Raw genomic sequence first — 12,748 nt, 5'->3', positions numbered from 1 at the left:
ATTAATAAGTTTAGCGGGTGATATTCCAGCCGCGGGCGCGCCAGAGTTCCGGCAGTTGTGAAAGCGCCGTAAAGGTCGTGACCTGCGGGTGCGTAACAGGCTTGTTATGCGGATCGGCGCAGAAGTAGAACACCTCCATCCCCGCCGCAATACCGGACTGAACGCCGGCGACGGAATCATCGATCAGCAGGCAGTGCTTCGTGTCTACCCCCAGCGCTTTCGCCGCGTGATGCATCAGTGCCGGGTCCGGCTTCCAGCGCTGAATATCGTAACCACTGAACAGCAAATCCGGGAAATGGTGCAAAATGCCGGTTTTTCCTAATGAATGCTGCATTTTGCTGACCGGGCCATTGGAAACCACGCAGACGGGCACGGTAATGGCATCCAGTAGCTCCTGCGCACCGGGAATGATTTCCAGTTCAGCATCAAACAGACGAGCAACTTCGCTGCGGAACACCGGCTCCAGAGCGGTTTTCTCAAGCGCCACGCCATGCTCTTCGCCAATCACCTCAATGATTTCGTAAAGCTTCATACCTTTGAAACGTTTGAACACCTCCTCCAGGTCGAGATCGATGCCAAATTCTTTAAACATATGCACATACGCGCGCGAACAAATGACTTCACTGTCGACCAGGGTGCCGTCACAGTCAAAAAATACAGCTGCTATTTGAGACATGCCTTTTCCTGTTACTTGCAAGTTTAACGTTTACTTAAGCCTGATTACCCCACGCAATCGTTGCCGTATAAGCAAATTCAATGAAAAAAAGTGGGCGATAACGGTCAATAGTGTCTCATTTTGGTATAGGATAGCGACGAATTTTCCCTCCCTTGTTCGGAAATTGATAATGAGCCAACAACAGACTACCCAGGCGTCGGGCCAGGGGTTGCTTGAACGCGTGTTTAAACTGCGCGAACACGGCACATCGGCACGCACCGAAGTGATCGCCGGTTTCACCACCTTTCTGACGATGGTGTACATCGTTTTTGTAAACCCGCAGATTTTGGGTGTCGCTGGCATGGATACCAGCGCGGTATTCGTTACCACCTGCCTGATTGCGGCGTTCGGAAGCATTCTGATGGGCCTGGTTGCTAACCTGCCGGTGGCACTGGCACCTGCGATGGGTCTGAATGCGTTTTTTGCGTTTGTGGTTGTCGGGGCGATGGGCCTCTCCTGGCAGATTGGCATGGGCGCGATTTTCTGGGGCGCCGTTGGCCTGCTGCTGCTCACCATCTTCCGTGTGCGTTACTGGATGATTGCCAATATTCCGGTCAGCCTGCGTGTGGGTATTACCAGCGGCATCGGTCTTTTCATCGGCATGATGGGGCTGAAAAACGCGGGCGTTATCGTGGCGAACAAAGACACGCTGGTGTCGATCGGTAACCTGACCTCACATAGCGTCCTGCTGGGCGTGCTGGGCTTCTTTATCATCGCGATTCTGGCTTCCCGTAACATCCATGCTGCGGTGCTGGTTTCCATCGTTGTGACCACCCTGCTGGGCTGGTTGCTGGGCGATGTGCAGTATCACGGGATTGTCTCGGCTCCGCCGAGCATTACAAGCGTGGTGGGTAATGTTGATCTGGCCGGTTCTTTTAACATTGGCCTCGCCGGGGTGATTTTCTCCTTCATGCTGGTGAACCTGTTCGACTCCTCCGGTACGCTTATCGGTGTGACCGATAAAGCAGGGCTGGTGGACGAAAAGGGTAAATTCCCGCGTATGAAGCAGGCGCTGTATGTCGACAGTATTTCGTCCGTTGCCGGCTCCTTTATCGGCACCTCTTCCGTGACGGCCTATATTGAGTCCTCTTCCGGTGTCTCGGTGGGTGGCCGCACGGGTCTGACAGCCGTTGTCGTTGGCATCCTGTTCCTGTTGGTTATCTTCCTTTCGCCGCTGGCGGGTATGGTGCCGGGTTACGCTGCCGCAGGCGCGCTGATTTACGTGGGTGTGCTGATGACCTCCAGCCTCTCTCGCGTAAAATGGGATGACCTGACAGAAGCGGTTCCTGCGTTTATTACTGCGGTGATGATGCCGTTCAGCTTCTCAATCACTGAAGGTATCGCGCTGGGCTTCATCTCCTACTGCGTGATGAAGATTTTCACTGGCCGTCTGCGCGACCTGAGCCTGTGTGTGATTGTCGTTGCGCTACTGTTCCTGCTGAAAATCGTCTTTATCGACCATTAATCTCAGCCACGGCAGTGAAACAGGCCCGGTACGCGATGATGCGACCGGGCTTTTTTTATCAGATTTTAACGCGCTGAATATAATCGCTAAACGCCGCGAGCTGCTTGGTCAGGTGATCAAGGATACTTTTGTCTACGACGACTCCCCTCTGCGGGTCGACCTTGTTCTGAATGGCACCGCCCATAAACTCCGGTTTGTTCATCACCATCGCATCCAGGAACACCAGAATCTGGCGCAAATGGTACTGACAGCGCGCGCCGCCAATGGTGCCCATAGAGCTGGTCTGAATCAGCACTGGCTTACCCGCAAAAGGCTGGACAGGCAGGCGGGAGAGCCAGTCGATAGCATTCTTTAATCCACCCGGTACCGAATAGTTATATTCCGGGGTTACGATCACCACCCCATCGGCTTCACGAATCTGCTGCGCCATCTCTTCCACGCTTGCCGGAAAACCCTCATCTTGCTGAAGATCGGCGTCATAAAGCGGAAAAGTACCGATCGAGGGTAAGGGGGAGATCGTCATTTCCGCCGGGGCGAGCCCAGGCAGCGTGCGGGCAACCATTGCATTGAATGATCCTTTGCGCAGACTTCCCAGTAATGTCACAACTTTCAGGGGTGCCGTCATTATCTGTTCCTTGCGATAAAATCAGTGAGAGTGGAGAACTTTTTCCGCAGGCAAGCTGGTAAAACGCATTAAACGGGAGGCAGGATCGTTAGCCCGGGTCTGTACATCAGCGAGATAACGCCAGCCATTTTTACTGTCATATTCCCAGATTTTCAGGCTCTCTATTGCGGGCGTCGCAGCGACCGACCAGATAAGGACATCTTCGGCATCGCACAGCACTTCTACCTGGGCCAGCTGCTGAACGCGCAGGCGCCCGGCACCGGGCAATAGCTGCAGCATGTCAGGCCCATCCTGTATCTGGCTGATGAGCTTCAGTACGCTTTGCCGGAGGGTGGAGAGCTGCGCCTGGGCTTCGTTCGGATCGTTCTGGTTGTTAATCCAGAGCAGTTCATTGCTGGAAAAATGCTTGCCCTGCCGGGCATGTGGGCTATGAAAGCTACGTGTTGCACGCTGGAGTTCCATATCCAGGCCGCATTCACCTTCGGTCGTGATGGCAACACCCACCATGTTCCCGGCATAAGCCAGCGAAAAGTGGGGTAGATCGGGATCGGCAAATTTGGGGCGTCCTGAGGACTCCGTCATGATGTCCGGCAATTCACTGACGCCATATAGCATAAACATGAGCTCGGCGAGCAAGGCTCTTGAGGCCAGGAAACGCGACTGCTGGTGATCGGGAAGTTGCCTTGCACTGTCACGACAGAGTTGTGACAGTCGGGCTGAATCTACACATCGTTCTGAGAGGATCCCTCTTGCAAAATGCATGGCCATTTTTCGCTCCATGATAATGGTCTGGTACTGAAAACGATAATTCGCATTATCGCGTATATCGCTTAGGTTTTAATGTGGAAAAACCTATCTGAAAAGCCCCTGGGGGCGACTTTTACAATTAATTTAGTCAATAGGTACTCATCTACATATTTCCTTCACAATTGGATTAGCAGGGATATACCTGCGTCCAGTTGTAGTTCACCTGAGCCAGGATCACGCCTCCCGCTACGCTGCCAAAGCGCTGATGCCGATGCTGCATAAAAAAGTGCCGAACTGGCAGGGGAAGGAATTGTGCACGATATCGTAACAGTGTGGTGTGCCAGAATGGCGGTGGCAATGGGGTATGTGCATGACGGGCGATCAGGCGATCGCGCCAGGGAGAAGCCAGCAGCGCCTCGCAGAATGCCTGACGTGAACGCAGGCTTTCCTCATCAGGTATTCCTGCCAGTAAAAGCTGACCGGGCAGCGCGACCAGCCGCAGATCACGGATCTGAACCTGTTGCTGACGCCAGGTCTGCCAGAGGGTAAGCAACGGCGCGATATCCTCAGGCTGACCATACTGCTCATAGAGCGGGAGGGTGACGGGCAAAAAAGTAAAATGGAAACCGTCCGGGGGGAGCACATCTGCCCGCTCGTCACCCTGCGTCAGCGAGGCCAGGGCATGGCGCAACGCGGAAATCCCCTCCGGCATTGCGGGCTGAAATCCCGTTGCCAGCGCCAGTTTATGTGGATCGTAATAGGGCTGATGCATGGGCGCGCCGCAATCAGGCGCCGTCAGCCAGGCGGCCAGCGTTTTTTCACTGGTCGCCTCGTAGAGGGCGCTAAGCAACTCCGCGGTCGTGGTCATTTCCCGATACAGAAGCTGGAGAAAATACGCCCCAGCAGATCGTCGGAGGTGAAATCGCCGGTAATCTCGCTTAACGACTGCTGTGCAAGGCGTAGCTCCTCGGCCAGTAACTCGCCAGCCCAGGCGCCCAGCAGCTGTGCTTTGCCTTGTTGCAGGTGATTTGCCGCCTCTTCCAGCGCCTGAAGGTGACGACGGCGAGCAAGGAAGCCGCCTTCCATGTTGGTGTCGAACCCCATACTTTGCTTAAGATGGTTTCGTAACGCCTCTACACCCTCGCCGGTCCGTGCGGAAAGACGAATAAGTGAGTGACCATTCACATCGCTGATACCCAGCGTCTCGCCTGTGACATCGGCTTTGTTACGCACAACGGTAATCGGCAATTTTTGCGGCAGACGGGCAATGAAGTCAGGCCAGATTTCAGCGGGATCCTGCGCATCGGTCGTGGTGCCATCCACCATAAACAGCACGCGGTCGGCTTGCTCGATCTCCTGCCAGGCGCGTTCGATACCGATGCGTTCAACTTCATCACTGGCATCACGAAGGCCGGCGGTGTCGATAATATGTAGCGGCATGCCGTCAATATGGATGTGCTCACGGAGTACGTCGCGTGTAGTGCCGGCAATGTCCGTCACGATCGCCGCTTCACGGCCCGCCAGCGCGTTCAGCAAGCTTGATTTACCGGCATTGGGGCGACCTGCAATCACTACTTTCATCCCTTCACGCAGCAGGCTACCCTGACGCGCTTCAGCGCGTACAGCGTCCAGATCGACAATGACCGTATTGAGCTGGGCTTCAATTTTGCCATCGGAAAGAAAATCTATTTCTTCATCCGGGAAGTCGATAGCCGCTTCAACGTAGATCCGCAGGTGAGTGAGTGCTTCCACTAAGTGGTTTACGCGGGCAGAGAATGCACCCTGCAACGAGTTCAGCGCGGAACGTGCCGCCTGCTCAGAGCTGGCATCAATGAGGTCAGCAATGGCTTCCGCCTGGGCTAAATCCAGCTTGTCATTAAGGAAAGCGCGCTCGGAGAACTCGCCCGGATTGGCGATGCGCACGCCCGGGATCGTCAAAATACGCTTCAACAGTAAATCCAGAATGACCGGGCCGCCGTGTCCCTGTAACTCCAGCACATCTTCGCCCGTAAACGAATTCGGGCCCGGAAACCACAGGGCGATCCCCTGATCCAGCGCCTTGCCGTCAACGTCATTGAACGGCAGATAATCGGCGTAACGAGGCTTTGGCAGCTTGCCCAGAACGGTCTGGGCTACTTCACGGGCTTTCAGGCCAGAGATACGCAGGATACCGACGCCGCCGCGGCCGGGTGGGGTTGCCTGGGCGATAATGGTGTCGTTATGGCTCATGATAGTTCTCTTTAAATGTAAAAAAGGCGGTCTAATGACCGCCTTCTCTGGCATTAACTTTACCGTGAATACTCAAAATCATTCAAGCTGCAGCAAGGCGGTAAGTGCATGCAGCTAACGCCGCTGCGGCTTGAAAAATAAAGCGTATCAGGAGCTTTTCTTCTCGCGGCTATGCAGGCCACGCTTCTCCAGACCACGGTAAATCAGCTGCTGCTGAAGGATGGTTACCAGGTTGCTGACGATGTAGTACAGCACCAGACCTGACGGGAACCACAGGAAGAACACGGTGAAGATGACCGGCATGAAGGTCATGATCTTCTGCTGCATCGGGTCGGTTACGGTGGTCGGCGACATCTTCTGGATGAAGAACATCGTCACGCCCATCAGAATCGGCAGGATGTAGTACGGGTCCTGTGCAGACAGGTCATGGATCCACAGAGCGAAAGGCGCGTGGCGCAGCTCTACAGAGCCCATCAGCATGTAATACAGCGCCAGGAAGATTGGCATCTGAATCAGCAGTGGGAAACAACCGCCCAGCGGGTTCACTTTCTCCGCTTTGTACAGCGCCATCATCTCCTGACTTTGACGCTGTTTATCATCACCCAGACGCTCACGCATTGCCTGGATCTTAGGTTGCAGAATACGCATTTTCGCCATGGAGGTGTACTGCGCTTTAGTCAGCGGGTACATGATGCCACGAACGATAAAGGTAATAACGATGATGGAGAAGCCCCAGTTGCCGAGGAAGCTATGGATCCATTTCAGCAGTTTAAACAGCGGCTGAGAGATGAACCACAACCAGCCATAATCCACGGTCAAATCCAGGTGTGGTGCAGCGGCAGCCATTTTGTCCTGAATCTCCGGGCCCACCCACAGGGTGCTGTTCAGCGCGGCGGTCTGGCCTGGTTGTACCAGAACCGGCTGGGATTTGTAGCCGATAGCGGCAACGCCGTTACCCAGGTTGCTGGTATAGAAGTTATTCGCGCCATCAACACGCGGGATCCATGCGGTAGCAAAGTACTGTTGCAGCATGGCTACCCAGCCGTTGTTGGCACTGATGTTCAGGTTTTCGTTATCAGCAATGGTATCGAATTTGTATTTCTCATACTTCGCATCCGGCGTGGAGTAGGCCGCGCCACGGAAAGTATGCAGGGCGAAGTTGCTGCTGCCGGTATCGCGGTGCGATGGCAGATTGATGGATTGCTTCAGCTGACCAAAGGAAGAGACTTCCAGCGGTTTTTCGCTGGCGTTCTGCACGTTGTAGCCCACGTTCACCGCATATTCACCACGTTTCAGGGTGAAGGTTTTGGTGAAGGTGTTACCCGCTGCATCTGTATAGGTCAACGGAATCGCCAGTTCGTTCTGGCCATCCGCCAGTTCGAACGCATCTTTATCAATGTTGTACAGCGGACGTGGTCCATTCGCCGGATTATCCGGGCCGTCACGACCGGTCAGACCGCTCTGCGCCTGATAGATAAACTCCGGGGTGGTTTCCAGTAACTGGAAAGGCTCGTTAGAACCCAGTTCTTTCGGATAACCCAGAAGCAGTGCCTGCTCAACATCACCACCACGGGTGTTGATGGTGAGGGAAAGCACGTCAGTTTTAACCGTAATCAGTTTCCCCTGGCCACTGGCTGGTACGCCCTGGTCGGCTGCGCTACCCGCTGCGGTGGTCGTAGTCTGCGTGATCTGCTGCTGAGGTTGAGGATTTTTATCCTGCTCCCAGGCTTGCCAGATCATGAAAGACACGAACAACAAAGCGATGACAAAAAGATTGCGTTGCGAATCCATCGTTAGTGTTCTCTGGTATTAAAGGGTCCTGGCGGGACGGGATCGTCTCCACCCGGATGTAAAGGGTGGCATTTTAATACGCGTTTCACTGTCAACCAACTGCCTTTTATCACTCCAAACCTGCGCAATGCCTCAATTCCATAGTGAGAACAGGTTGGGGTGAAACGGCAACGCGGCCCGAGTAGCGGACTAATCAGGATTTGATAGACCCGGATAAGGCCTATCAGGAGCCGTGAGCCAGGCGACAATGGCGGCGCCATAATTTTTCCAACGCTTCCGAGAGAGCACGGTTATCGAGATCGGCAACCCCCTTTTTCGCTACCACCACGAAATCCATTGCTGGAAGCTCGTGCTGACGCAAACGAAAACTTTCACGCGTCAGACGTTTAATCCGATTGCGCTCGTGAGCTCGTTTAACATTTTTTTTAGCGACGGTAAGACCGATACGGGGATGCCCCAGCGAATTCAGGCGGCCGAGGATGGTGATTTGCGGCGTGCCAGCCCGTTGTGGCTGCTGGAAGACGAAGGTGAAATGATTGGGAGTTAACAAACGTAACTCCCTGGGAAAAGCGAGCTTAACCACTCAGGGGTTAGCTTTTATTACTTGGAAACGGTCAGACGTGCGCGGCCTTTAGCGCGACGACGAGCCAGAACCTGGCGACCATTTTTAGTAGCCATACGAGCACGGAAGCCGTGAGAACGGTTGCGCTTCAGTACGGACGGTTGAAAAGTGCGTTTCATGGCGATTTCTACCTAAACTTGAATGAATTCACTGACTTTTGCGTATGCCCGTAAGGCTAAGCGAACGACTAACGCTTCAGTGTGGGTGATTTAAGAGGCCGGATTGTAATAATTGTACACTCCGGAGTCAATTCTCTTTCCTTATAACGCGTCTATTTTTGCACATTTTAGGGTGAAAAACAGTCAGCGTCCGACGGTTGAAAATGAGCTTAACGCGCCGGGGGGAGGATTATACGACCCAAACAGGAAATCGCAAGGATCGTCCAGGATCTTCGTTAGATCGATTAAGCCCCATTTCGGGATTACTCATTAAATTTTCCAATATGCGGTGTAAATCGTCCCGCACCCTATCCGGGATCGTTTACACTTAGCCGATTCCCGATTGCCCTGTGGATAAATCGTGAAGAATCTGTGAGAAACACAAGATCTCTGAAGCAGTTTAGGCTATGATCCGCGGTCCCGATCGCGATCCAGGGATCAGCGCCGGGCATTACACTATCCTTCTTCGTCGCGCAAAGAGCCGCCTGCAACATGGCAGCCGGAAGGATGAAGTGTAAAACCGCAGATAGCGGTTCGCACGTCACCCCTGCTGGGTCTTATCGACGTGTGTCAACAATCATTAATGTTTCTGTCTTTTATTTATCGATTTTGTTCGAGTGGAGTCCGCCGTGTCACTTTCGCTTTGGCAGCAGTGTCTTGCCCGATTGCAGGATGAGTTACCAGCCACAGAATTCAGCATGTGGATCCGCCCTTTGCAGGCGGAACTGAGCGATAACACGCTGGCTTTGTATGCGCCAAACCGTTTTGTACTCGATTGGGTCAGAGACAAATACCTCAATAATATTAACGGGCTGCTGAACGATTTCTGCGGCACGGATGTGCCGCAACTGCGTTTTGAAGTCGGGACAAAACCCGTTACGCAACTGCACCGGGAGCCTGCTCATGTAGCCGCTCCGGTACAAACGCCTCACGTGCAACAACCGCAGCGTGTTGCCCCGGCAGCGCGTTCTGGTTGGGATAATGTGCCGGCACCAGCGGAGCCCACCTACCGTTCTAACGTTAACCTCAAACATACTTTTGATAACTTCGTCGAAGGTAAATCTAACCAGCTGGCGCGTGCGGCGGCCCGTCAGGTGGCAGACAACCCGGGCGGCGCGTATAACCCGCTTTTCCTCTATGGGGGAACGGGCTTAGGTAAAACCCACCTTTTACATGCGGTAGGTAATGGCATTATGGCGCGTAAGCCCAATGCCAAAGTGGTTTATATGCACTCTGAACGTTTTGTACAGGATATGGTTAAAGCCTTACAAAACAACGCGATCGAAGAGTTTAAACGCTATTATCGCTCAGTGGATGCGCTGCTTATCGATGATATTCAGTTCTTTGCTAATAAAGAGCGCTCGCAGGAAGAGTTTTTTCACACCTTTAACGCTCTGCTTGAGGGCAATCAGCAGATCATACTGACGTCGGATCGTTATCCCAAAGAGATCAACGGGGTTGAAGATCGTCTGAAATCCCGTTTTGGTTGGGGACTGACGGTAGCGATCGAGCCGCCTGAACTGGAAACCCGCGTGGCGATCCTGATGAAAAAAGCGGACGAGAATGACATCCGTCTGCCAGGCGAGGTGGCGTTCTTTATTGCCAAGCGTCTACGCTCTAACGTGCGTGAACTCGAAGGTGCGCTGAACCGTGTGATTGCTAATGCCAACTTTACAGGACGCGCAATAACGATAGATTTCGTGCGCGAGGCGCTGCGCGATCTGCTGGCATTACAAGAAAAGCTGGTCACCATCGACAATATTCAAAAGACGGTGGCGGAGTATTACAAAATTAAAGTGGCGGACCTGCTGTCTAAACGCCGCTCCCGTTCGGTGGCTCGCCCGCGTCAGATGGCGATGGCGCTGGCGAAGGAACTGACCAATCACAGCCTGCCGGAGATTGGCGATGCGTTTGGCGGTCGGGACCACACTACCGTGCTCCATGCCTGCCGTAAAATTGAGCAGTTGCGTGAAGAGAGCCACGATATCAAAGAAGATTTTTCCAACTTAATCAGAACATTGTCTTCCTGATGCGATGAAAGTGACGCTATGAAATTTACCGTTGAACGTGAACATCTTTTAAAGCCGCTGCAACAGGTCAGTGGCCCGCTGGGCGGCCGTCCGACGCTGCCTATCCTCGGTAATCTGCTGTTGCAGGTGGCAGACGGTATCCTGTCGTTGACCGGCACCGATCTCGAAATGGAAATGGTTGCCCGCGTCAGCCTACAGGCGGCGCATGAGCCTGGTGCGACAACCGTACCGGCACGTAAGTTTTTTGACATCTGCCGTGGTCTGCCGGAAGGGGCGGAAATCGCCGTGCAGCTTGAGGGTGAACGTATGCTGGTCCGTTCCGGACGCAGCCGTTTCTCGCTTTCCACCCTGCCAGCCGCTGACTTTCCGAATCTGGATGACTGGCAGAGCGAAGTGGAATTCACCCTCCCTCAGGCCACGATGAAGCGTCTGATCGAAGCGACGCAGTTCTCGATGGCCCATCAGGATGTGCGTTACTACTTAAACGGTATGCTGTTCGAAACTGAAGGTGAAGAGCTGCGCACCGTCGCGACCGACGGTCACCGTCTGGCGGTCTGTTCTATGCCAATTGGCGTCAGCCTGCCCAACCATTCAGTGATTGTGCCGCGTAAAGGCGTCATCGAACTGATGCGAATGCTCGACGGCGGGGAGAATCCGCTCCGGGTGCAGATTGGCAGCAACAACATCCGCGCGCACGTCGGTGATTTTATCTTTACCTCGAAGCTCGTTGACGGTCGTTTCCCCGATTATCGCCGCGTATTGCCGAAGAACCCGGATAAACATCTTGATGCCGGCTGCGATATTCTCAAGCAGGCTTTCGCCCGCGCGGCGATTCTCTCTAACGAGAAGTTCCGCGGTGTGCGCCTTTATGTCAGTGAAAATCAATTAAAAATCACGGCGAATAACCCTGAGCAGGAAGAGGCAGAAGAGATCCTTGATGTCACTTACGCGGGCAGTGAGATGGAAATTGGTTTTAACGTCAGCTACGTGCTTGATGTGCTTAATGCGTTGAAATGCGAGAATGTGCGCATTCTGCTGACGGATTCGGTGTCGAGCGTGCAGATTGAAGATGCGGCATCGCAAAGCGCGGCCTATGTTGTCATGCCCATGAGACTGTAGTATCTGAAACGGGGCTGGTTTACTTGCCATTTCGCCTCCCGGCAGTGCTCGAAATGCTCACGTACTTCGTGTACGCTCCGCTTTCGGCGCGCTGGCGGTAGACGAACTGGCTGCGACACTCACGCCCCCTGGACGATGCTCTGAAATATGTCGCTTACCCGATTACTCATCAAAGACTTCCGCAATATCGAAAATGCGGATCTCGCCTTGTCTCCTGGCTTTAATTTCCTGGTAGGTGCCAACGGCAGCGGCAAAACCAGCGTGCTGGAAGCCATCTACACGCTCGGTCATGGCCGGGCATTTCGCAGCTTGCAGATTGGTCGTGTGATCCGCCACGAACAGGAATCCTTCGTATTGCACGGGCGATTGCTGGGTGAAGAGCGAGAAACCGCCATTGGTCTCACTAAAGATAAGCTTGGTGACAGCACGGTGCGCATTGATGGCACCGACGGTCACAAGGTGGCAGAGCTGGCGCTGTTGATGCCGATGCAGCTCATCACGCCCGAGGGCTTTACGTTACTTAACGGTGGCCCTAAATACCGGAGAGCCTTCCTTGACTGGGGCTGCTTTCACAACGAGCCCGGATTCTTTACCGCGTGGAGCAATCTCAAAAGGTTGCTCAAACAGCGTAATGCCGCGCTGCGTCAGGTGGGGCATTACGGGCAATTGCGCCCCTGGGACAAAGAACTCATCCCGCTGGCCGAGCAAATCAGTAGCTGGCGTGCCCTGTACAGTGCCGCCATCGCGGCTGATATGGCGGACACCTGCAAACAATTTTTACCGGAATTCAACCTGACCTTCTCTTTTCAGCGCGGCTGGGAAAAGGAGACCGATTACGCCGAAGTGCTCGAAAGGGGCTTTGAGCGCGATCGTATGCTGACTTATACCGCACACGGCCCGCATAAAGCGGATTTCCGCATTCGTGCAGACGGTGCGCCGGTAGAAGATACGCTTTCCCGTGGGCAGTTAAAACTGCTGATGTGTGCTCTGCGACTGGCGCAGGGCGAGTTTTTAACCCGTGAAAGCGGAAGACGGTGCTTATACCTGATAGATGATTTTGCCTCCGAACTTGATGATGAGAAGCGCGGACTGCTTGCCAGCCGCTTAAAAGCTTCGCAATCACAGGTTTTTGTCAGTGCCATAAGCGCTGAACACGTTATGGACATGTCGGACAAAAATTCGAAGATGTTCACCGTGGAAAAGGGTAAAATAACGGATTAACCCAAGATAAAATGAGCGAGAAACGT

Annotated in this window: 14 protein-coding genes; 4 read left to right on the top strand and 10 right to left on the bottom strand. The window is 53.8% G+C overall.

All coding sequences use genetic code 11. The features are described 5' to 3' along the window. Positions 1-10: 10 nt before the first annotated feature. Positions 11-676, bottom strand: coding sequence for a 6-phosphogluconate phosphatase (gene yieH / locus M1D91_RS23405; protein WP_437433079.1), 666 nt, complete (start codon positions 674-676; stop codon positions 11-13). 169 nt (positions 677-845) lie between these two features. Here yieH and M1D91_RS23400 point away from each other — a divergent pair, with 169 nt between their 5' ends. Next, entirely contained in the window at positions 846-2,180 is a 1,335-nt protein-coding gene (locus M1D91_RS23400; protein WP_437433078.1) for an NCS2 family permease, read from the top strand. 58 nt (positions 2,181-2,238) lie between these two features. Here the strand turns inward: M1D91_RS23400 and M1D91_RS23395 are convergent, their stop codons facing one another. The 9 genes from M1D91_RS23395 to M1D91_RS23355 form a co-directional block, all read right to left on the bottom strand. Next, positions 2,239-2,805, bottom strand: a complete 567-nt coding sequence (locus M1D91_RS23395; RefSeq protein WP_437433077.1) for an NADPH-dependent FMN reductase — start codon at positions 2,803-2,805, stop codon at positions 2,239-2,241. Positions 2,806-2,826: 21 nt separating this feature from the next. Then, the gene (locus M1D91_RS23390) at positions 2,827-3,573 is read right to left on the bottom strand and encodes a 4'-phosphopantetheinyl transferase family protein (protein ID WP_437433076.1); all 747 of its coding nucleotides are present in this window, start codon (positions 3,571-3,573) and stop codon (positions 2,827-2,829) included. 166 nt (positions 3,574-3,739) lie between these two features. Further along, positions 3,740-4,420, bottom strand: coding sequence for a hypothetical protein (locus M1D91_RS23385; protein WP_437433075.1), 681 nt, complete (start codon positions 4,418-4,420; stop codon positions 3,740-3,742). Then, positions 4,417-5,781 carry a tRNA uridine-5-carboxymethylaminomethyl(34) synthesis GTPase MnmE gene (mnmE, locus tag M1D91_RS23380; RefSeq protein WP_437433074.1) on the bottom strand — a complete coding sequence of 455 codons (1,365 nt, stop codon included), beginning with the start codon at positions 5,779-5,781 and terminating at the stop codon, positions 4,417-4,419. The genes M1D91_RS23385 and mnmE overlap by 4 nt, the downstream gene beginning before the upstream one ends. 147 nt (positions 5,782-5,928) lie before the next feature. Continuing rightward, entirely contained in the window at positions 5,929-7,572 is a 1,644-nt protein-coding gene (gene yidC / locus M1D91_RS23375; protein WP_437433073.1) for a membrane protein insertase YidC, read from the bottom strand. A 2-nt stretch (positions 7,573-7,574) separates the two neighbouring features. Continuing rightward, entirely contained in the window at positions 7,575-7,832 is a 258-nt protein-coding gene (gene yidD / locus M1D91_RS23370; RefSeq protein ID WP_437433072.1) for a membrane protein insertion efficiency factor YidD, read from the bottom strand. Further along, the gene (gene rnpA, locus M1D91_RS23365) at positions 7,796-8,155 is read right to left on the bottom strand and encodes a ribonuclease P protein component (protein WP_088221260.1); all 360 of its coding nucleotides are present in this window, start codon (positions 8,153-8,155) and stop codon (positions 7,796-7,798) included. Before rnpA ends, yidD begins: the two co-directional genes overlap by 37 nt. 17 nt (positions 8,156-8,172) lie before the next feature. After that, positions 8,173-8,313, bottom strand: coding sequence for a 50S ribosomal protein L34 (gene rpmH / locus M1D91_RS23360; protein WP_000831330.1), 141 nt, complete (start codon positions 8,311-8,313; stop codon positions 8,173-8,175). Positions 8,314-8,542: 229 nt separating this feature from the next. Beyond that, the gene (locus M1D91_RS23355; protein WP_437433112.1) at positions 8,543-8,608 is read right to left on the bottom strand and encodes a hypothetical protein; all 66 of its coding nucleotides are present in this window, start codon (positions 8,606-8,608) and stop codon (positions 8,543-8,545) included. 373 nt (positions 8,609-8,981) lie between these two features. Between M1D91_RS23355 and dnaA the strand changes: the two genes are divergently transcribed. The 3 genes from dnaA to recF all read left to right on the top strand — a co-directional run bounded on the left by dnaA (position 8,982) and on the right by recF (position 12,722). Next, positions 8,982-10,382, top strand: a complete 1,401-nt coding sequence (dnaA, locus tag M1D91_RS23350) for a chromosomal replication initiator protein DnaA (protein WP_437433071.1) — start codon at positions 8,982-8,984, stop codon at positions 10,380-10,382. A gap of 18 nt (positions 10,383-10,400) precedes the next feature. Then, positions 10,401-11,501 carry a DNA polymerase III subunit beta gene (gene dnaN / locus M1D91_RS23345; RefSeq protein WP_437433070.1) on the top strand — a complete coding sequence of 367 codons (1,101 nt, stop codon included), beginning with the start codon at positions 10,401-10,403 and terminating at the stop codon, positions 11,499-11,501. Between the two features lie 147 nt (positions 11,502-11,648). Beyond that, entirely contained in the window at positions 11,649-12,722 is a 1,074-nt protein-coding gene (recF, locus tag M1D91_RS23340; protein WP_437433069.1) for a DNA replication/repair protein RecF, read from the top strand. Positions 12,723-12,748: the final 26 nt, after the last annotated feature.

Source organism: Enterobacter sp. SA197 (assembly GCF_054131575.1).
The sequence above is the reverse complement of the archived record's forward strand: the minus strand, read 5'-3'. Positions and strand labels throughout refer to the sequence as shown.

Coding starts and splice junctions, on each gene's coding strand:
- recF (WP_437433069.1), top strand. CDS start 11,649: ATGTCGCTTACCCGATTACTCATCAAAGACTTCCGCAATATCGAAAAT.
- M1D91_RS23390 (WP_437433076.1), bottom strand. CDS start 3,573: ATGGCCATGCATTTTGCAAGAGGGATCCTCTCAGAACGATGTGTAGAT.
- dnaN (WP_437433070.1), top strand. CDS start 10,401: ATGAAATTTACCGTTGAACGTGAACATCTTTTAAAGCCGCTGCAACAG.
- mnmE (WP_437433074.1), bottom strand. CDS start 5,781: ATGAGCCATAACGACACCATTATCGCCCAGGCAACCCCACCCGGCCGC.
- rpmH (WP_000831330.1), bottom strand. CDS start 8,313: ATGAAACGCACTTTTCAACCGTCCGTACTGAAGCGCAACCGTTCTCAC.
- M1D91_RS23395 (WP_437433077.1), bottom strand. CDS start 2,805: ATGACGGCACCCCTGAAAGTTGTGACATTACTGGGAAGTCTGCGCAAA.
- yidC (WP_437433073.1), bottom strand. CDS start 7,572: ATGGATTCGCAACGCAATCTTTTTGTCATCGCTTTGTTGTTCGTGTCT.
- M1D91_RS23385 (WP_437433075.1), bottom strand. CDS start 4,420: ATGACCACGACCGCGGAGTTGCTTAGCGCCCTCTACGAGGCGACCAGT.
- yieH (WP_437433079.1), bottom strand. CDS start 676: ATGTCTCAAATAGCAGCTGTATTTTTTGACTGTGACGGCACCCTGGTC.
- yidD (WP_437433072.1), bottom strand. CDS start 7,832: ATGGCGCCGCCATTGTCGCCTGGCTCACGGCTCCTGATAGGCCTTATC.
- M1D91_RS23400 (WP_437433078.1), top strand. CDS start 846: ATGAGCCAACAACAGACTACCCAGGCGTCGGGCCAGGGGTTGCTTGAA.